At 60.9% G+C, this 19056-nt stretch carries 20 protein-coding genes; all 20 read left to right on the plus strand.

The genetic code is table 11. From position 1 onward, the window contains the following. The first annotated feature begins 16 nt into the window (after positions 1-16). The 20 genes from DWW12_RS09930 (at position 17) to atpA (ending at position 19054) form a co-directional block, all read left to right on the plus strand. Entirely contained in the window at positions 17-886 is an 870-nt protein-coding gene (locus tag DWW12_RS09930) for a MerR family transcriptional regulator (protein WP_199570685.1), read from the plus strand. 229 nt (positions 887-1115) lie between these two features. After that, positions 1116-1985, plus strand: a complete 870-nt coding sequence (locus DWW12_RS04500; RefSeq protein WP_117855192.1) for a hypothetical protein — start codon at positions 1116-1118, stop codon at positions 1983-1985. Positions 1986-2064: 79 nt separating this feature from the next. After that, a complete protein-coding gene (locus tag DWW12_RS04505; RefSeq protein ID WP_117855193.1) occupies positions 2065-2958 on the plus strand; it encodes an aldose 1-epimerase family protein in 894 nt (297 codons plus the stop codon). A gap of 255 nt (positions 2959-3213) precedes the next feature. Further along, positions 3214-4140 (plus strand): transporter substrate-binding domain-containing protein, encoded by a 927-nt coding sequence (locus DWW12_RS04510; protein ID WP_117855195.1) that lies wholly within the window; start codon positions 3214-3216, stop codon positions 4138-4140. Positions 4141-4149: 9 nt separating this feature from the next. Further along, entirely contained in the window at positions 4150-5298 is a 1149-nt protein-coding gene (locus tag DWW12_RS04515; protein ID WP_089573111.1) for an amino acid ABC transporter permease, read from the plus strand. 22 nt (positions 5299-5320) lie between these two features. Then, positions 5321-6106, plus strand: a complete 786-nt coding sequence (locus tag DWW12_RS04520; protein WP_089573110.1) for an amino acid ABC transporter ATP-binding protein — start codon at positions 5321-5323, stop codon at positions 6104-6106. A 72-nt stretch (positions 6107-6178) separates the two neighbouring features. Beyond that, positions 6179-7594: a M20/M25/M40 family metallo-hydrolase gene (locus tag DWW12_RS04525; protein WP_117855197.1), complete on the plus strand. Its 1416-nt coding sequence runs from the start codon at positions 6179-6181 to the stop codon at positions 7592-7594. Positions 7595-7823: 229 nt separating this feature from the next. Continuing rightward, positions 7824-8891: a peptide chain release factor 1 gene (gene prfA / locus DWW12_RS04530; protein WP_055252487.1), complete on the plus strand. Its 1068-nt coding sequence runs from the start codon at positions 7824-7826 to the stop codon at positions 8889-8891. A 596-nt stretch (positions 8892-9487) separates the two neighbouring features. Next, on the plus strand, positions 9488-10738 hold the full coding sequence (locus DWW12_RS04535; RefSeq protein ID WP_117646264.1) for a HemK/PrmC family methyltransferase: 1251 nt from the start codon (positions 9488-9490) through the stop codon (positions 10736-10738). A 68-nt stretch (positions 10739-10806) separates the two neighbouring features. Beyond that, on the plus strand, positions 10807-10992 hold the full coding sequence (locus tag DWW12_RS10120; protein ID WP_089573106.1) for a type II toxin-antitoxin system HicA family toxin: 186 nt from the start codon (positions 10807-10809) through the stop codon (positions 10990-10992). Continuing rightward, positions 10959-11450: a type II toxin-antitoxin system HicB family antitoxin gene (locus DWW12_RS04545; protein WP_128620077.1), complete on the plus strand. Its 492-nt coding sequence runs from the start codon at positions 10959-10961 to the stop codon at positions 11448-11450. Before DWW12_RS10120 ends, DWW12_RS04545 begins: the two co-directional genes overlap by 34 nt. 134 nt (positions 11451-11584) lie before the next feature. Continuing rightward, the gene (locus DWW12_RS04550) at positions 11585-12328 is read left to right on the plus strand and encodes an L-threonylcarbamoyladenylate synthase (RefSeq protein ID WP_089573104.1); all 744 of its coding nucleotides are present in this window, start codon (positions 11585-11587) and stop codon (positions 12326-12328) included. A gap of 13 nt (positions 12329-12341) precedes the next feature. After that, entirely contained in the window at positions 12342-13883 is a 1542-nt protein-coding gene (gene glpK, locus DWW12_RS04555; protein ID WP_089573103.1) for a glycerol kinase GlpK, read from the plus strand. A 123-nt stretch (positions 13884-14006) separates the two neighbouring features. Then, positions 14007-14654 (plus strand): uracil phosphoribosyltransferase, encoded by a 648-nt coding sequence (upp, locus tag DWW12_RS04560; protein ID WP_035138786.1) that lies wholly within the window; start codon positions 14007-14009, stop codon positions 14652-14654. Between the two features lie 280 nt (positions 14655-14934). Beyond that, on the plus strand, positions 14935-15246 hold the full coding sequence (locus DWW12_RS04565) for a hypothetical protein (protein ID WP_117564996.1): 312 nt from the start codon (positions 14935-14937) through the stop codon (positions 15244-15246). Positions 15247-15249: 3 nt separating this feature from the next. Beyond that, positions 15250-16053: a F0F1 ATP synthase subunit A gene (gene atpB / locus DWW12_RS04570; RefSeq protein WP_117790504.1), complete on the plus strand. Its 804-nt coding sequence runs from the start codon at positions 15250-15252 to the stop codon at positions 16051-16053. Positions 16054-16177: 124 nt separating this feature from the next. Further along, entirely contained in the window at positions 16178-16372 is a 195-nt protein-coding gene (locus tag DWW12_RS04575; protein ID WP_022094262.1) for an ATP synthase subunit C, read from the plus strand. A gap of 15 nt (positions 16373-16387) precedes the next feature. Then, positions 16388-16990, plus strand: coding sequence for a F0F1 ATP synthase subunit B (gene atpF / locus DWW12_RS04580; RefSeq protein WP_006235712.1), 603 nt, complete (start codon positions 16388-16390; stop codon positions 16988-16990). Then, positions 16980-17456: a FoF1 ATP synthase subunit delta gene (locus DWW12_RS04585; protein WP_006235713.1), complete on the plus strand. Its 477-nt coding sequence runs from the start codon at positions 16980-16982 to the stop codon at positions 17454-17456. Before atpF ends, DWW12_RS04585 begins: the two co-directional genes overlap by 11 nt. Beyond that, positions 17456-19054 (plus strand): F0F1 ATP synthase subunit alpha, encoded by a 1599-nt coding sequence (gene atpA, locus DWW12_RS04590; RefSeq protein ID WP_035138794.1) that lies wholly within the window; start codon positions 17456-17458, stop codon positions 19052-19054. The genes DWW12_RS04585 and atpA overlap by 1 nt, the downstream gene beginning before the upstream one ends. The last annotated feature ends 2 nt before the right edge of the window (positions 19055-19056 follow it).

Genomic DNA, 19056 nt, shown 5'->3' on the forward strand with positions numbered 1-19056 from the left:
TGTGTCGGGAGGATCTATGCAGACGGGCATGTATGCGATCAGCGAGATGGCGAGCTTGTTTAACGTTTCGCGCCAAACGCTCATCTACTACGACAAGATCGGCCTGTTTAAGCCCGCCGTGGTTAACGAAAAAGGCTACCGTTTCTATTCGCCCACGCAGATCCCGCTCATGCGTCTGATCTGCATGCTGCGCGACCTAGGGCTCGAACTCGACGAGATTGACCGCCTGACCTCGACGTTCGACATTGGCGAGATGACCGATCACCTGCGCTCGCGGGTGCAGGCGCTCGACAAGCAGATTGCCGGGCTCAAGGCTGAGCGCGCGAGTGTGCAGGAGCGCCTGAGCTTTTACGACGAGGCAGTCTACTGGCGCGAGCGCGAGGGCAAACCGGAACTCAAGCAATTCGAGCGCCGCTACGTGGTCTTTGAGGAGTTTCCGGGCGATATTGAGCGTGGCCGCTCAATGCTTCATCCCACGCTCATGCGGGCCATCCTGCGCATGCGTACGTTGACGGGCACGCGCCCCATGCGCGGCTGGGGTGCCATGCTGCGTCGCGAGGCGCTGCATTCCGACGACCCTATTGCCGGCGCCGGCTCCTTTGCCGTGCTGCCGCGCGGTGCCGAGGAGCTGCTGCCGAGCGACGCTGCCGAGCTGGCAGAGATCGGCATCGAAGTGCTGCCCGAGGGCACATACCTGTGCATGAGCCGCTGGGGCATGCCGTACGAGCCCGAAGGCATCCGCGCCATTGTGGCCTGCATGGACGAGCACGCGCTCCAGCCCGTTGGCAACGCCTTCGACTTTTGCTACCTCGATACCACGAGCTATGACGAGCCCCACCAAGAGGACTTCTGCTGCATCCAAATCCCCGTCGCCCTCCAGATGTGACAAAGGGACAGTCCCTTTGTCACATCCGAATAGCATCGCAAGCTTGTTTTGAAGCGGAGGAGGGTCGCTCATTTCTTATAAACTTGCAAAATCTGCAAGTTTATAAGTTTTCACGTCTGGCCGTGTGACAAAGGGATAGTCCCTTTGTCACATTCCATGCGAGCCGCCGTGCCATCTGGGGGTATAAGGCTGGCAAGTGTTAATTTGCGAGGCTTAAGGGGCGCCCCGTATGGATATCGATAACTTTGAATGGTGGTATAGCGAGGGCGAGGCTCCGGACGAGGAGTGGGACGAGCCCGCGCCGCGTGACGTGTCGAGCGACGAGGACGAGACCGGCAGCGATGCTGCTGTCGAGCCTGACGCCGCCTCCGATGCCGCCGAGCCTCTGACCTTTGAGCAGGCTTGGGCCCAGGCCGAGGCCGACGAGGCAAAGGCCGATGCCACGGCCACGCTCGGTGAGCCGGCCGATATGTCCATCTCGCCGGCAAACACCCCGCAACCTCGCCATAACATCGACCCCGACAGCACGGCATCCTTCAGCATTCTCGACGTGCCCTCGCAGGGTGCTCAGGCGCCCGCGCCCACGCGTCGCCCCAATCTGTCTCGCGAGGAAGATGCGGGACGTCGCTCGCCGCTCGGCCCCATTCTCATCGCCTTTATGGCCGGCGTCATCGCTTGCTCGGCGATCGGAAATGTCTGGAGTCACGTGGAGCAACAGCGCAAAGACGCCGCCAAGGTCGAGATGTCCGTCGAACAATCGCTCAGCCGCACGCGCTCGGTGCATGTATCGGTCGAGGTCAAGGACGGCGCGACGTGGGACACCGCGCGCGGCGACAGCCAGATGCTCGTCCATATCGTGGGTCGCACGCTCAAGGGGCAAGCGATCGACGAGTACCAATACGTCAATTCCGAAGGTGACGGCATCGAGCTCAAGCCCGGCGACTACGAGCTCACGGTCGATGAGCCGCCCGTCGCCACCGACGGCACGCGTTACCGTGCCTCAAAGCGCATGGTTCCGGTGAGTTTTAATTCACAGGCGCCCGATACGGTCGATAGCACGCCGCAGGGCGGGTTTGACCTTTACGCTATTGCTCAATAACTGCACCTGTCGCTCAACCCCGCCGCCAAGAGTGGGACAATAGCCCTCGACACCGTTGTTTACTATTGGAGGAAGTAGCATGTCCACCGTCACTACCATCAAGCGCGGCGGCCTCACCGCGGCCATCGATTCCATGGGTGCCCAGCTCACGAGCCTTGCCCTCAACGGCAACGAGTATCTGTGGCAGGGCGATCCCACCTTTTGGGGCAAGCATGCGCCCATCCTGTTCCCCATTGTGGGCTCGCTGCGCAACAACACGGCAACGTCTGCGGCCGGCACCTGCGAGATGCCGCGCCACGGACTCGCGCGCATCGTCGAGCACAAGCTGGTCGAGGTTTCGGAGGACGGCTCCTCGGTAACGTACGAGATCACCGATACGCCCGAGTCGCTCAAGGCCTTTCCGTTTCACTTTAAGCTCAACATGACCTATGCCCTGACCGGCGACGCCACGCTTACCCAGACCTTTGCCGTTACGAACACCGGCGACGTGGACCTGCCGTTCTCGGTGGGCGGCCACCCCGCATTTAACGTGCCCGCCCCCGGTGCCGAGGACGAGGTATTCGAGGATTACGAGCTGGCGTTTACCGAGGCCTGGACGAACGAGGCTCCCATCATCACGCCCGACGGTCTCATGACGTTCGAGGGTAGCTACAAGGCTCCCGATAACTCGGACGTGCTGCCCATCACGCACCGCAGCTTCGATAACGATGCCATCATGTTCACCGATACTCCGGGCTCCACGCTCACGCTGCGCGGCCGCAAGTCGGGCCACGGCGTCAAGATCGACTTTGAGGGCTTTAAGTACATCGGCGTGTGGTCTGCCGCCAACGACGCTCCGTTTATGGCGCTCGAGCCCTGGACCGGCCACACCACCATGGACACCGAGGACGATGTCTTTGAGCACAAGGTCAACACCATCACGTTGGCACCGGGCGCTACCGACATCCGTTCCTTTAGCGTCACCCTGCTCTAGAGGTTCCGCCGTTCTAACGAACGACGGACCGGTCGACGCTGCGCGCCACCCAGAGCGACAATTTGTCATTCAAAAGGCAAGGCATGACCAGAAGGTCTATGCCTTGCCTTTTTCATGCCAAGTGGTACATGGGGCAGGCTGCTTTGCGCCAATCGTCCTCGTGTGTCTATTAATTTTTCGCGCACATGCCGCGCTGCTGGTTGCGGGCGTATATCCTGTCTTATTGTCAGCAAAACGAAATTGGGAAGGCACCAGATGCAATCTCGACAACAGCGCGACGCGCATCCACAGCCGGTATGCAGCCGTCGCATCTTTTTGGGTAGCGCTCTCGCTGCGAGCGCTTCTGTCGTCGCCGGCGCACTTGCCGGCTGCCAGCGTCCCTCCACGCTGGAAGTAGTTCAGTCCACGACGGGCGGCGGTCGCGACGACCTGTCCGATTCTGTGATCGGCAAGGATAAGATCCGCATCGGCATGGAGGCGGCCTACGCCCCGTACAACTGGCAGGTTTCCGAGGCCAGCGAGTTCACGATCCCCATCGACAACGTGCAGGGCGCCTATGCCGATGGCTACGACGTGCAGATCGCCAAGATCGTCTGCAAGGCTCTCGGCGGCGAGCCCGTTGCCGTCAAGCAGAGCTTCTCGGGCCTTATCGACTCGCTCAACAACGGCCAGATTGACCTCATCATCGCCGGCATGAGCGCCACGCCCGAGCGCGAGGAGTCCGTCGGCTTTTCCGACCCGTACTTCATTGGCTACTTTGGCCTGTTCGTAAAAGAGGGCTCGCCCTACCAAAACGCCACCAAGCTCAGCGACTTCAGCGGTGCCACGGTGCTCGGCCAAAAGGACACCATGCTCGATACCGTCATCGACGAGATTCCGGGCGTTGTGCACAAGAACCCGGTCGATTCGGTCCCCACGGTGTTCTCGAATCTGCTGCAGGGCACGTGCGACGCCGTGACCTACAACACTGAGAACGAAAAGGGCTATATGGCCCAAAATCCCGGTATCGTCCCCATCCACTTTGCCGAGGGCGAGGGCTTTAAGCAGGAGGTCACGGCAAATGTCGGTTGCCGCAAGGGCTCGGACAAACTGCTTAAGCTCATCGACAAGACACTCAAGGGCATTAGCCAAGAGGAGCGCGACCAAATGTGGGACGCGTGCCTCGACCGTCAGCCGGCATAGGGAGGCAGCATGAAAGCCATCAACCGTCTGGCCTCCTTTATCAAGGCCGACCACCGTTATGTATACCTGGGCACGAGCGTCATCGCGGCGCTCGGCCTGGCGTTTAGCCAGCGCAACCCCACACCGCTGAGCTTTTTAGCCCCCACCGGTATCTTCCAGGATTGCCTTTGGGCGATTCTTTGGGCCTGGATTGTCGTGTCGGCAGCGGCGCTTGTCACCAAGCTTATGCACTGGAGTGACTATCGCGAAAAGTCGCCGTTCGCATCCGAGCGTTTCCGCCGCGGCGCGCGCCTGGGTAGCTATGTTGTGGTCGCTATCGCGGCGATCTTCTTTATCGACCGCTGCGTCATGTCGTTTATCGACCTGGTGCAGGTGAGCATTGTCTCGGATTCCAACCCCAGCGACTTTTTGTCGAGCCTGGTCTACATGACCTACAAGAGTGGCGACTTCTTTATCCGCGGTATCGAGATCACCATCGCGCTTGCGACCTTCGGTACCGTCATCGCATTCTTCCTGGCGCTGCTCTTTGTGTTCCTGCGTATTCAGACCTTTGACCGCGTGGACAACGACCTGGTGCGCTTCTTTAAGAGTATCGGCCGCGGCTTTGCGACCATCTACTCCACCATCGTGCGCGGCACGCCCATGATGGTCCAGGGCCTGCTCATCTATTACGCGGGCTTTACCGTTTTGCGCGGCATGGGCTTCGAGACCGCTCAGGCCAACCAGATCTGGAGTACCTTCACCGCCGGCCTCGTCACCATCTCGCTCAACTCCACCGCCTACATGATGGAGGTCCTGCGCGGCGGCATCGAGTCCATCGATCCCGGCCAGGCCGAGGCAGCGCGCTCGCTGGGCCTGTCGCAGTGGCAGGCCATGCGCAAAGTCGTGTTCCCCCAAGGCATTAAAAACGCGATTCCGGCGCTCACCAACGAGCTCATCATCAACATTAAGGACTCGTCGGTGCTCTCGGTCATCGGCGTGTTCGACCTTATGTACGCTACTACCACGGTCGCCGGCGTGTACTACCGCCAGATGGAGGTCTACTGCGTGGCGCTCGTGGTCTACCTGATCCTGACACTCGTGGCGAGCCGCCTGCTCGAAGCCTTTGGCAAAAAGCTGGGCGCCGAGGCCCCTGCCACGCTGCCCAGCTCCAACTAGGCGCAAGACGAGGAGAATCATCATGGCAGATACCGCCACTACCGGCACTGCGGCAGCCGTGCAAAACCAAGAGCCGCTTATCCGCGTCGAGGGCCTGCGCAAGAGCTTTGGCTCACTCGAGGTACTCAAGGGCATCGACCTGTCCGTCAATTCCGGTGAGGTTGTCACCATCATCGGCGCCTCGGGCTCGGGCAAATCGACCTTCCTGCGCTGCCTCAACCTGCTCGAGACCCCGGACGCGGGCCACATCTGGTTCCACGGCCAGGACCTCACGGCCGAGCGCTGCAACATCAACAAATTGCGCGAGGACATCGGCATGGTGTTCCAGGGCTTTAACCTGTTCAACAACATGGATGTGCTCGACAACTGCACGCTCGCGCCCGTCACGCTCAAAAAGATGAGCAAGGCCGAGGCCGAGAAGGTCGCGATGGAGCATCTGACGAGCGTGGGACTCGAAAAGTTCGCGCACGCCGCCGTGGGTCGCCTGTCCGGTGGCCAAAAGCAGCGCGTGGCCATCGCGCGCGCCCTGTGCATGAATCCGCAGATCATGCTGTTCGACGAGCCGACTTCGGCACTCGACCCCGAGATCGTGGGCGAGGTGCTCGAGGTCATGCGCAAGCTCGCTGCCGACGGCATGACCATGGTCGTCGTCACGCATGAGATGGCCTTTGCCCGAACCGTATCCGACCGCGTGGTCTTTATGGACAAGGGCGTGGTACTCGAGGACGCCGCGCCGGCCGAGCTCTTTGGCAACCCCAAACACCAGCGCACTCGTGAGTTCCTCTCTCGCTATCTCGAGGACAAATAACCGACCGCAAACGCTTACGTTGCAGGGCCGCTCCCGTGGGGCGGCCTTTGTCGTCACAATCGAAAGGATGTCATGGCCGAGGTTTGGCGCTTCTTTGCGCATGAGGACGATTTTGCCGATATAGACGAGGCCGGCGCGTGCGAGCGCTTGGGCCGCGTGCTGTCGTTTCCGACCATTTCGAGCATGGATGCCGAGGCGGTGGATTGGCAGCCCTTCGACGACCTGCGCGCGTATATGCAGCAGGCCTGGCCGCACGTATTTGCGGCGGGCGAGGTCGAGCTTGTCGGCCATTCGCTGTTGGTGACGCTTGGCGGTTCCGACTCCGCCCTCAAACCCGTCATGCTCATGGGCCACATGGACGTGGTCCCCGTGGTGCCGGGCACCGAGGCCGACTGGACGCATGCTCCCTTTAGCGGGCACGTGGACGACACCTACATCTGGGGCCGCGGCGCGATCGACATGAAGGACCAGGTCGCAGGCATTCTCGAAGCTGTTGAGTATGCGCTGGCGCACGGTTGGCGGCACGAGCGCACACTGCTCCTGGCCTTTGGCCAGGACGAGGAGACTACGCAGCACGGCGCAGGCGCCATTGGCCGCGCGCTCGAGGAGCGCGGCATTGAGCTTGAGTACCTGATCGACGAGGGCGATTACCGCATCGCTCCGGCTGCCGAGTACAGCGCGGGCGAGGGTTGGCTCATGCACGCCGACCTGGCTGAGAAAGGTTATGCCGACATTGTGCTCAAGACAAAGAGTGCGGGCGGGCATTCCTCCAACCCCTACGGTGGCACGTCGCTCGAGGTGCTCAGCCGTGCCATCACCGCAATCTGCGATATCGAGTGGCCGACGCGCGTGACCGACTTGCTTGCCGCCCAGCTCGTCGAGTTGGGGCTCTACACGGCCGATGAAATTGCCGCCAACAAGGACGCCATCGTGCGCGAGTGCCTCGCTAGCAAGAAGCTCTATCCGCTCGTGACCACCACTTGTGCACCGACCCAAATTGAGGGTGGCAGCACCGGCGCCAACGTAATGCCGCAGGATATGTGGGCCAACATCAACTTCCGCATGCTCGAGGGCACGAGCGTGGCCGACGTTGTGGCGCGCTGCCGTGAAGCGGTTGCCGAGGCGGACCTTGCCGACCGTGTCGAAGTGGAGCTGGGCCCCGGCAGCTCCGAGCCCTCGCCGTCCCCGCGCATCGGTGGTCCCGGCCTCGAGGCGGTTCGCTCCATCGCCGTCCGCTATTTCCGTGATCCAAAGGGGACGGAGGAAAACGGATCATTCGAGCCAGTGGCAATTGTGCCCTCGACCGTGATTGGCGCGACCGACGCTGCTAACTACCAACGCATTTGCCCTGAGTGCATTCGCTTCTCGGCCTTTGTGGTCGACGATGACGAGTGCGACCGCGGCGTCCACGGCACCAACGAGCGCATCACCCGCCGCGCCTACCTCCAGGGCGTACGCTTCCTCATCGCCCTGCTCCATACGCTCTAGAATCCGACAAAGGGACTCTCCCTTTGTCGGATTCCGTGCGGGTTATATGCAGGTTTGCCTGCGCACGCTATCATGTATGGGTTAGACCGCAACTATGTACCCCGTACGCGAAGGGATGCGCATGTATCTGAAGATCGACATGCTCTAGCTGGACTTACCCCCGCAATGGCGCCGTGCGCCCCATCAATTCTGCCGATTTTCACCTTCACGCATATAAAGGAGTCCCGTCATGCGCGACAAGCTCGAAAAGATCATCAAGGCCTACGAGGAGCTCGAGAAAAAGCTTTCCGACCCGGCCGTCGCCTCCGATATCAAGGAGTTCACGCGTCTCAACAAGGAGTACGCGCACCAGTCCGACCTCATCGCTGCCTCGCGCGAGTACATCGGCGCGCTCGATGACATCGAGGCCGCCAAGGAAATGCTCCACGATACTACCGATGCCGATGAGAAGGAGATGCTCCAGATGGACATCTCCGAAAACGAGGCCAAGCTTCCCCAGCTCGAGGAAGACATTAAGTACATGCTCATCCCGAGCGACCCCAACGACGACAAGAACACCATCGTCGAGATTCGCTCCGCCGCTGGTGGCGACGAGGCGGCCATCTTTGCCGGCGATCTGTACAAGATGTATCAGCGCTTCTGCGAGTCGCGCGGCTGGAAGACCACCGTGCTCGACTCCAGCCCCAGCGAGGCCGGCGGCTTTAAGTCCATCGAGTTCAAGGTCGAGGGCGACCGCGTCTACTCCGTCATGAAGTTCGAGTCCGGCGTGCACCGCGTCCAGCGCGTTCCCAAGACCGAGTCCCAGGGCCGTATCCAGACCTCCACGGCGACCGTCGCCGTACTTCCCGAGGCCGAGGAGATCGACGTCCAGATCAACCAGTCCGACCTGCGTATCGACACCTACTGCGCCTCCGGTCCTGGCGGTCAGTGCGTTAACACCACTTATTCCGCCGTGCGCATCACCCACCTGCCCACCAACACCGTGGTGCAGTCGCAGGAACAGCGCTCCCAGATCCAGAACCGCGAAGTCTGCATGCAGATGCTGCGCGCCCGTCTGTACGAGATGGAGCTCGAGAAGCAGCAGGCAGAGCTCGGTGCCGAGCGCCAGAGCCAGATCGGCCACGGCAACCGTTCCGAGAAGATCCGTACCTACAACCAGCCCCAGGACCGCGTGACCGATCACCGCATCGGCTTCAACTCCACCTACAACGGCGTCCTTCTGGGCGACCAGCTCGGCACCGTCATCGAGGCACTCGCCGCCGCCGAGCGAGCCGAGAAGCTGGCACAGGCAGTTTAAGTTACGGCGTTTTACCAAACGCCGTAACGGCTCGACGCTGCAAACGCCCCTAAGCGGCAATCTGACGTTCAATTTCAAGGGCGCGACCAGAAGGTCAGCGCCCTTTCATTTCACGTCACCTTGCTCGCTTAGGGGCGTTTTCGCTGACTTATGCTCAACCTGCGGCGCCTTAGAGGTGGTCATTGGGGACGTTCTTAAATGACCAGGTTGGGCATATTGCTTTGAGGTGTTATTCAATCAGCTGTGATGGCCTTTGAGCTGCTTACCTGCTTAAAGCAATTAACGGTGTGCATCTGCTATTGAAAATATTGCTCGAAAAATCGTCCAAGAAGTCGCGGGGTCCTTTTTGGTGCGTCGCGCGTCAAGCGATGTGGCAAGTTCTTGGTTAGATATTGGTCAGTTTTGGGGCAACCTTGCCAAAAGCTTGACGGATGCAGATTTAGACGTCGACGAATGAACACTCTAGGCAGGCTCCAAGCAAAATTCTGGGCTGATTCTCGATAATCGCCTTTAATCGCCCCTTGCCAAGCGCTGGCCTCGCTTACAATCTGCTCCGACATTCGCGCGCCGTCCGGCGCTTAAGAGGGGAGGGCCCCATGGCAAACGAGATTTGGACCATCAAGCGTTGTCTCGAGTGGACCAAGGAGTACCTGGCCGAGCGCGGCGAGGAGCATCCCCGTCTTTCTGCCGAGTGGCTGCTGTGCGCGGCCACGGGCCTGGCGCGTATCGACTTGTATATGCGCATGGACGAGACGCTTAACGCAGCCCAGCTCGAGACCATGCACGCGGCCGTCGTTCGTCGCGCCAAAGGCGAGCCGCTGCAGTACATCACGGGCAGCACGCAGTTTCGCATGATCGACGTCGCGTGCGCCCCCGGCGTGCTCATCCCGCGCCCCGAGACCGAGATGCTCGTCGAAGAAGTCCTGAACTATCTGGATACCGAGGTGCTGAGCCCCGAGGCCGCTGCCCGTCAGCGTGTTGAGCTGCCTTGGAACGATGAGGTCGAGCAGGCCCGCAAAGCTGAGGCGGCGCTGGCCGACGAACGCGCGACCGCCGAGCGCCGTGCTGCCAACCTGACGGCCGCCGATGAGGCTGCGCTGGGTAGCGACGTGCTCGGTAGCCGCGCCTATGCCGAGGAGCTTGCCGATCGCGAGGCCGAGGAAGCCGCCGCGCAAGCAGCAGAAGCCGAAGCCGCAAAAGCCGCCGAGCCCGAGCTCGACGAATACGACATCGCCATCGAGGGCGCCGACCAGGAGACGGTTTCAGCTCAGGATGCCGCTGCGCCTGCCCCAGCCGAGCCCCGCACTGCCCGCGTTCTCGAGGTCGGCTGCGGCACGGGCTGTATCTCGCTCTCGATCGCCTGGGAGCGTCGCGGCCACGTCACCTGCACTGCTACCGATATCGAGCCGCGCGCCATCGACCTTGCTACCAAAAACCGCGATGCGCTTGGCCTCACGTCCGACGAGGTCGCCTTCAGCCTCACGAACCTGGTGAGCTCCATTCCCCGTGAAGAGTGGGGCACCTTTGACGTACTCGTCTCCAACCCGCCCTACATCCCCACCGATGTCATGCGCTCGCTGCCGCACGAGGTCAAGGACTTTGAGCCCGACCTGGCGCTCGAGGGCGGTGCCGACGGCCTGGACATCTTCCGCCGCCTGCTCAATGCGGCACCCTATATGCTGCGTGCCGGCGGCCTGTTTGCCTGCGAGCTCTACGAGGGCGCGCTCGACGCCGCGGCCGAGCTCTGTCGTCAAGCGGGTCTGTCGGACGTGCGCATCGTCCACGACCTCACCGATCGCCCCCGCATCGTCCGAGCCATCGTCACCGAGCCCAAGCAACGCCAGTAATATTTATTAACTGGTTAGCAAAAATTATAAAGTAGTTTATAATTAGGACGGCTGAAAGAGGTCGGCCCATGCAACCTCCTACCTTTCGGGAAATCATTGCCCTACTCAAGCACGATGGATTCGTGAAGGTCGCGCAAGTCGGTAGTCATGCTAAGTATGTTTCTGGTGACCGCGTTGTCACCGTGAACGGCTCTGGTGGTGATCGACCAAAGAAGGGCACGTGGGCAAGTATTCGTCGCCAAGCTGGATGGTAGTTGGAGGCAAAATGAGGCAGCGATTTACCTATGACTGCGTTCTCATAAAAGAAGACGATGGTTACTGCGCTAGCTTCCCGCAGATTCCCGGCGCCTTTGCCGATGGCGATACGCGCGAAGAAGCGATTGCCCATGCCACCGAGGCACTGATGGCGTTTTTGGCCGACGACCTCAACAACGGTTTGACTCCGGCAGGGTACGAACGCTCGGCCGAGGTCGTGGCCCTTTCAGTCGAAATCGACCACGAGGACGCTCGGGAAGCGGCGTGCCGAACATTTAAAGACGCAGCGCTGGACCTCAAAGTCTCCGCTCCGCGGATTACCGCGCTGGTCAAAGCCGGAAAGCTCGATGTTGAACTCGTCGACGGCCGTCGGATGATAACGATAGACAGTATCGAGCGTTACGCCGCCCAAGAACGTCACGCCGGCAGGCCAAAGAAGTTCGTCGCAGTCCAATAACCCCCTCACTTTCACCGACTACTAGAGCCGCTCACCAAACCAACATGCGCTCTGGGCAAATAGGTTGAACGTTTCGTGCGAGAATGCCCCACAGTAAACAAACTTGCACCAGAACGTAAGGGGCTGGCATACACATGCAGACGGTCTATCGGGTATACGAGGGAACGCGCGAGCCGCATCGGCTTGCCGTCGAGCGCACGGCCGAGGTGCTCGGCCGCGGCGGCCTGGCTTTGATCCCGACCGAGACCGTCTACGGTGTCGCCGTGGCAGTCAACGCCTTCTCGGACGCCGTGCCCCAAGATACAAGCGAATTCCCATCGTGGCCGCGCGATCCGCAGGCTGCCGTCAATGGCGCCGCAGTTCCTGCGCTCGGCACCGGCTATCGCCGTATCTTCACTCTCAAGCAACGTGAACTCACGCAAACCGTCGCTTGGCTGGTCGATGGCGTCGAAGCACTCGACCGCTATGGCGTGGATATCCCGGAAGATGCCCGCATACTCGCGCGACGATGCTGGCCGGGAGCCCTGACTATCGTGGTCAAGGCAGCCCCCTGCGTGCCGACCTTTATGCGCGCTGCCGACGACACGGTGGCACTTCGCGCTTCGGCCTCGCCCGTGGTGCAGGCGCTCATTCGCGCCTGTGGCAGCCCCCTTGCCTGCACCAGCGCCAACACGCATGGCGCGCCCGCGCCGGCAAGTTTTATCACGGTGGAGGGTCGCATCCTGGAGGGGGTCGATGTTGCCGTCGACGCCGGTGAGACCCCGTGTCGCGACGCCTCGACCATCGTGTCGTTTCAGCACGGCGAGCTCCAGATCCTGCGCCAAGGCGCACTTCCCGCATCAGAGATCGAACGGGTCCTGTCCGACCCGATGCAATAGAAAGGTTTAAGCGATGTCGTTGAATCTGGGCAGCCTGGGCATGGAAGATGCCTCGTTTGACTTTGGCGGTTCCTACATCATGGCGCTCGACTGCGGCACCACCTCGGTACTTGCGACCATCGTCGACGAGTACGGCTGCATCGTCGCGCAGGCACGTCGCAGCGTCAAAACCAGCTTCCCGCGTCCCGGTTGGGTAGAGCAAGACCCCATGGCGGTCCTTGCTAGCCAGATCGCCGTCATGATGGAAGTCCAGTTTAAGAGCGGTATCCACTCCGACCGCATTGCCGCCATCGGCATCTCCAACCAGCGCGAGACCACGGTGGTCTGGGATCGCGTGAGCGGTCAGCCGATCTATAACGCTATCGTATGGCAGTGCCGCCGTACCGCACCTCTGATCGACGAGCTTGTCGAGCAGGGCGCAGAAGGGCTGGTGCGCTCCCGCACGGGACTCACGCTCGACCCGTATTTCTCGGCCTCCAAGGTGCAGTGGATTCTCGACAACGTCGACGGCGCACGCGAAAGCGCGGCGGCGGGCGACCTCATGTTTGGCACCATCGACACCTGGCTCATCTACAACCTCACCGGCGGCCAGGTCTTTGCCACCGACTACACCAATGCCAGCCGCACGGCACTCTTTAATATCCATACGCTCGATTGGGACGACGACCTGCTGGCACTCTTTGACGTTCCACGTTCCATGATGCCCGAGGTTCGCTGGAGCTCGGGCGACTACGGCCGCGTCGCGAGCGACATCATGACCAACATGCCGCCCATCATGGGCGTGGCGGGTGACCAACAGGCGTCGCTGTTCGGCCACTGCTGTTTCCGTCCCGGCCAGACCAAAAACACCTATGGCACGGGTTGCTTTATGCTCATGAACACCGGCGACGAGATCGTCGAATCCAAGAATGGCCTGGTCTCCACCATCGGTATCGCTGCGGACGGCAAAGTCAGCTATGCGCTCGAGGGCTCTATTTTTGCCGCCGGCTCAACGATGAACTGGCTTCGCAACAACATGGGCATCATCTCGAGCGTGAGCGAGTCGGCACAACTCGCCGCTTCGATTAGCGACAACGAGGGCTGCTACTTCGTTCCGGCCTTTGCGGGTTTGGGTGCTCCCTGGTGGGACCCGCATGCTCGCGGTATCGTGTGCGGTCTGACCGGCGCCTCGAGCCGTGCGACCATCGTGCGTGCCGCCTGCGAATCCATGGCATATCAGAGCTACGACGTGCTGCGCGCCATGGAGCAGGACGTGGGGCTTTCGATTGAGCGCCTGTCTGTCGATGGCGGTGCCTCGCGCAACGAGTTCATCATGCAATTCCAGGCCGACCTGCTGGATATCCCCGTGCTGCAATGCGAGACGGTGGAGACCACGGCAATCGGTGCCGCGTACTTGGCGGGTCTTGCCGTCGGCTATTGGGAAGACCTGGAAGAGCTGGAGCAAAATGCCCAGATCGTTAGGACCTTCCTTCCCCACATGTCCGCCGAGCGCCGCGAGCAAAACCTTGCGGGCTGGCGTGATGCAGTCAGGCGCTCGCTCAGCACCTCACAGTAGGGCTGCGATGGGCTGCTCGATACAACAAACCGCTAAACTAATGCATGGCGTGCGGCGGCAACATTGCTGCGCGCCTTGTCAGCAAGGCCGTTTTGCGGCCGCAACGAAAGGGGCAATCAACCCATGACCGTCACCTACGATGCGTCCCGTGTGACGCTTGTCGATCACCCGCTCGTCCAGCACAAGCTGTCGATCCTGCGCGACAAAAACACCGGCACCAACCAGTTCCGTCAGCTCGTGCGCGAACTCGCGCTTTTTGACGGCTACGAGGCCATGCGCGACCTGCCTATGGAAGACGTCGAGGTCGAGACCCCTATCACCACCGCAACGTTTAAGCAGCTCGCCGGCAAGAAACTCGCCATCGTGCCCATCCTGCGTGCGGGCCTTGGCATGGTCGACGGCATCCTCGACCTGGTGCCCTCCGCTCGCGTGGGCCACATCGGCATGGAGCGCGACGAGGTCACCCACGAGCCGCACGAGTATTACTGCAAGATGCCCAAGGATATCGACCAGCGCATCTGCCTGGTCGTCGACCCCATGCTCGCCACGGGCGGTTCGGCCGAGATGGCCATCAGCTACCTGCGCGGGCGCGGTGTCAAGGACATCCGCATGCTGTGCATCGTCGCGGCCCCCGAGGGCCTCAAGTCGCTGACCGAGAAGGATCCCGATGTACATATCTATACCTGCGCCATCGACGACCATCTCAACGAGGCTGCCTACATCGTTCCCGGCCTCGGCGACGCCGGCGACCGCATCTACGGCACGCTCTAGTCGCTGGGCTAAACGGCCGCGGCTGCAAATACGAAGAAACGGTGCGCGCGGACGAACAAAAGGCGACCGCGCGCACTCCTGTTAACGGACGTTTTGCCCTGCAGGGTTCGAGAAAAACGTATTACCGTACCTGCGGCATAAAGAAGGTCTTAAGAAAACGAACAGGTGCGTATTAACCGATGCTTTTTCGGTTGTACTTTAGCGATTGGCTCGTACAATAGTCACCAATGTTTGGCGGGAACTGTTCTGTGAAGCGTTAAAAAGGAAAGTGAGGACGCCAGTGTTTCAGATAGCCGATCTGCTCGCTATCGTTGCAGGCGCCATCGCGGGCGCAATTGCCTTCCTTCCCTTTGTCTTTACGCTCAAGCCGGTTCTTGACGATAAACAGAATGCGGACATGCTCAAGGGTATGGTGAGTCTGGCGGTCTCGGCAATCGCCCTGCTCGTCTTTACCTTGGTTGTGTTTGTGTTGTTCGGAGAGGCATTTCGCATGTTCCTCCTGGGCGAGGCGATCGGCTTCGTGGCCTTTATGGCTGCCTGCACGGTTCGTGTCGTCAAGGCGCTGCGAGATCCTCATGAGGTCGAAAGGTAAGTCGTGGAAATTTTTGAAAAGCTGCCTGATGAGATTAATCATCTGGTCAGCGAGTTCAGCTCCACCCCTGTCGTGGGCGATCTGAGCTGCGGCATCACGCAGTACTCGTTTTGGCTGATCGTCTCCACGATCGTGCTCCTGATCGTCCTGGCCGTGTTCAAGAAGAAGCAGACCCTGGTCCCCAAGGGCTTCTTCGTCAACGGTTTCGAGTACATCATCGAGTACGTCGAGAACGATATCGGCAAGGGCGTCGTGGGTGAGAACTGGAAGAAGCACTTCCCGTTCCTGTGCTCGCTTTTCCTGTTCATCCTGATCAATAACATGATCGGCCTGATTCCGGGAATGAAGCCCGGCACCGGCGCAATCGGCTCCACCGCCGCGCTCGCCATCTTCGCCTTCGTGTATTTCATCTACTACGGATGCAAGGCTCACGGCGTGATCGGCTACGTCAAGAGCCTCGCCCCGCAGGGCGTAAGCTTCCCGATGAACGTGCTTGTGTGGGTCGTCGAGCTTTTCTCGACCTTCCTGCGTCTCATCACGCTTGCCGTCCGTCTGTTCTGCAACATGTTCGCAGGACACGTGGTCATGGGCTCGTTCGCCATCATGGCGAGCATGTTCATGCAGCCGCTGCTTCAGCAGGTTTCCGCGGCCCACGCCGTTGGCGCCCTGCCTTCGCTAGCCTGGCTTGCCATCCTCATCCTGATCTATGCGATCGAGCTTGTGGTCGGCGCCATCCAGGCTTACGTCTTCACGGTCCTTACCGCCGTGTATGTCTCCGAGGCAGAGGAGGTCGCGGAGGAGGAGTAGCCTTCCGCTCGCGCCTTAAAGGTAAGCAATTCGTTAAACCGCCGGTGCCCGTACCCATGGAGCCCGGCAGTTATAAAAAAGGTTATCCTGCGTGAAATAAGACACGCACGACAAAGGAGGAATCGTGGGAGTTATCGGTTACGGTCTCGGTGTTATCGGCGCTGGTCTTGCTATCGGCCTGTCTGCTCTGGGTGCTACGGGTGCTATGGCCCGTCAGCCTGAGGTCCAGGGCCGCGTGTTCACCGTCTTCATCATGGGCTCCGCCTTCGGCGAGGCTCTGGCTCTGATCGGCTTCGTTGTCGCGCTGATCGTTAAATAGCACGGAGCGTCAAGTATGAATCTTTCATCCCAGAAGAGCGCGATCGCACTCTCCGCGTCCGCGGCCGCGCTGCTCATGCCGGTTTCCGCGTTCGCTGAGGACGGCGCTGCCGGTGCGGACATCCTCATCCCTAAGATGGCGGAGTTCATCCCGGCGCTTATCGCCTTCCTGATTATCTGGATCGTGCTGGCCAAGGTCGCCCTGCCGGGCATCATGAAAACCATGGAGGAGCGCGGCAAGAAGATCGAGGAGAGCCTCGACGAGGCCGAGAAGACCAAGCAGGAGGCTATCGCCAAGCGCGCTGAGTCCGACTCGATCGTCACCGACGCCCGTCGTCAGGCTGCCGACATCGTTCTCGAGGCCCGTAAGGACGCCGAGTCCGAGCGCGCCCGTATCATCGAGGCTGCTCACAAGGAGGCCGAGGAGATCATCGCCAAGGCCCATACGACCGTCGAGGACGAGCGCAAGTCCATTTACGCCGGTGCCGCGAGCTCCATCGCCGACCTGTCCGTTGCCGTCGCCACCAAGATCGTGGGCGAGGCACTCGAGGACGATGCCGAGCAGAAGAAGCTCATCGAGCGCTACATCCAGGAAGCAGGTAGCCTGAATGCCGACTAGCCGCTATCAGGACAAGGTGCTCGAGACCTACGCGCGCTCCCTTCTGGAAGCCGCTAAGGCCGAGAACCATGTGTTCGAGGACCTCGAGATGATCGAGCGCTTGGCTTCTGCCAGCCCCGAGATCATCGCCGTGCTCGACACCATGTCCAAGCGCGACCAGCTCGACCTTCTTCCCAAGGTGGCAGCTGCCTTTAAGTATGTTGCCGAGGAAGACGAGGATGTAGTGGGCGTGACCGTCACCACGGCGATCCCGCTCGACGACGAGCTGCGTCAAACCATCACTAAGAAATGCGAGCAGGACTTCGGCCGCAAGGTATTCCTTATCGAGCAGGTCGACCCGTCTATCGTGGGCGGCCTGGTGCTCGAGGCCCGCGGCGAGCGTCGTGACATTTCCGTCAAGACGCAGCTGCGCATCGCGCAGGAGACCCTCGCAAACTCTGCTAATTCGTACGGAGGTGAAGCCTAATGTCCGAAACCCTCAATGCCCAGGATATCGCCAAGAAACTGCAGGAGCAGCTCACGAGCCTCTCCGCGACGGTCGATACGCATGAGGTTTCAACGGTCGACGAGGTAGGCGACGGCATCGCGCGCGTCTCCGGCCTCAAGAGCGCCATGGCAGGCGAGCTTCTGGAGTTCAAGAGCTCCGATACCGGTGAGACCGTCTTCGGCCTTGCCCAGAACCTTGACCGTGACGAGGTCGGCGCCGTTCTGTTTGGTGCCGTCGACTCCATCAAGGAAGGCGACGAGTGCCGCACCACTGGCCGCATTATGGATATCCCCGTGAGCCGTGCCATGCTCGGCCGCGTCGTCAATCCGCTCGGCCAGCCCATCGACGGCCTGGGCGACATCGTCGCCACGCACCGTCGCCCCATCGAGTTCAAGGCTCCCGGCGTCATCGATCGTACCCCGGTGTGCGAGCCGGTTCAGACCGGTCTGCTCGCTATCGACTCCATGGTGCCTATTGGCCGCGGTCAGCGTGAGCTCATCATCGGCGACCGTAAGACCGGTAAGACCGCCATCGCCATCGACGCTATCCTCAACCAGCGCGGCAAGGGCATGGTCTGCATCTATGTCGCCATCGGCCAGAAGGCCTCCACGGTTGCCAACATCCGCGAGACCCTCGCTCAGCACGGTGCGCTCGACTACACCATCATCGTTTCGGCCACCGCTGCCGATTCCGCCCCTATGCAGTACATCGCGCCTATGGCCGGTGCCGCTATCGGCGAGTTCTTCATGTACAACGGCGAGGACGGCAAGCCCGCCAGCGAGACCAACCCCGGCGGCCACGTGCTCGTCATCTACGACGACCTGTCCAAGCAGGCTGTGGCCTACCGTCAGATGTCGCTGACGCTGCATCGTCCGCCCGGACGCGAGGCCTATCCTGGCGACATCTTCTACCTGCACTCTCGTCTGCTCGAGCGTGCCGTCAAGATGTCCAAGAAGAACGGTTACGGCTCCATGACGGCACTGCCGATCATCGAGACCCAGGACGGCGACGTCTCGGCCTACATTCCGACCAACGTCATTTCCATTACCGATGGTCAGATCTACCTGCAGTCCGAGCTCTTCTTCCAGGGTCAGCGCCCGGCAGTCGACGTGGGCATCTCCGTGTCCCGCGTCGGTGGCGATGCGCAGACCAAGGCTATGAAGCAGGTTGCCGGCAACCTTCGCCTGGACCTCGCTTCGTACCAGGAGCTCGCTGGCTTTACGCAGTTCGGCTCCGACCTCGACGAGGCTACTCAGAAGCAGCTGACCCATGGTGCTCGCATGACCGAGCTCCTGAAGCAGCCGCGTTACAAGCCGTTTGAGGTTGGCGAGCAGATCGTTACGCTGTTCGCTGGCAACGAGGGCTTCCTGGATGACCTGGAGATCGCCGACGTGCTGCCCTTCCGTGCCGAGCTCATCGAGTACATGGACAATGGCTTTGGTTCGCTGCTCGACAAGGTTCGCGCCAAGAAGATCGATGATGACACCAAGGCTGAGCTCTTGCGCGTCATCGGCGACTTCAAGCAGCAGTTCATGGCCAAGCACCATTCGGATGTTTCTGGATCAGAGGAGAACTAAGC

The organism is Collinsella sp. AF14-35, assembly GCF_003464565.1.
Taxonomy (GTDB): Bacteria; Actinomycetota; Coriobacteriia; order Coriobacteriales; family Coriobacteriaceae; genus Collinsella.

Coding starts and splice junctions, on each gene's coding strand:
- DWW12_RS09930 (WP_199570685.1), top strand. CDS start 17: ATGCAGACGGGCATGTATGCGATCAGCGAGATGGCGAGCTTGTTTAAC.
- DWW12_RS04500 (WP_117855192.1), top strand. CDS start 1,116: ATGGATATCGATAACTTTGAATGGTGGTATAGCGAGGGCGAGGCTCCG.
- DWW12_RS04505 (WP_117855193.1), top strand. CDS start 2,065: ATGTCCACCGTCACTACCATCAAGCGCGGCGGCCTCACCGCGGCCATC.
- DWW12_RS04510 (WP_117855195.1), top strand. CDS start 3,214: ATGCAATCTCGACAACAGCGCGACGCGCATCCACAGCCGGTATGCAGC.
- DWW12_RS04515 (WP_089573111.1), top strand. CDS start 4,150: ATGAAAGCCATCAACCGTCTGGCCTCCTTTATCAAGGCCGACCACCGT.
- DWW12_RS04520 (WP_089573110.1), top strand. CDS start 5,321: ATGGCAGATACCGCCACTACCGGCACTGCGGCAGCCGTGCAAAACCAA.
- DWW12_RS04525 (WP_117855197.1), top strand. CDS start 6,179: ATGGCCGAGGTTTGGCGCTTCTTTGCGCATGAGGACGATTTTGCCGAT.
- prfA (WP_055252487.1), top strand. CDS start 7,824: ATGCGCGACAAGCTCGAAAAGATCATCAAGGCCTACGAGGAGCTCGAG.
- DWW12_RS04535 (WP_117646264.1), top strand. CDS start 9,488: ATGGCAAACGAGATTTGGACCATCAAGCGTTGTCTCGAGTGGACCAAG.
- DWW12_RS10120 (WP_089573106.1), top strand. CDS start 10,807: ATGCAACCTCCTACCTTTCGGGAAATCATTGCCCTACTCAAGCACGAT.
- DWW12_RS04550 (WP_089573104.1), top strand. CDS start 11,585: ATGCAGACGGTCTATCGGGTATACGAGGGAACGCGCGAGCCGCATCGG.
- glpK (WP_089573103.1), top strand. CDS start 12,342: ATGTCGTTGAATCTGGGCAGCCTGGGCATGGAAGATGCCTCGTTTGAC.
- upp (WP_035138786.1), top strand. CDS start 14,007: ATGACCGTCACCTACGATGCGTCCCGTGTGACGCTTGTCGATCACCCG.
- atpF (WP_006235712.1), top strand. CDS start 16,388: ATGAATCTTTCATCCCAGAAGAGCGCGATCGCACTCTCCGCGTCCGCG.
- DWW12_RS04585 (WP_006235713.1), top strand. CDS start 16,980: ATGCCGACTAGCCGCTATCAGGACAAGGTGCTCGAGACCTACGCGCGC.
- atpA (WP_035138794.1), top strand. CDS start 17,456: ATGTCCGAAACCCTCAATGCCCAGGATATCGCCAAGAAACTGCAGGAG.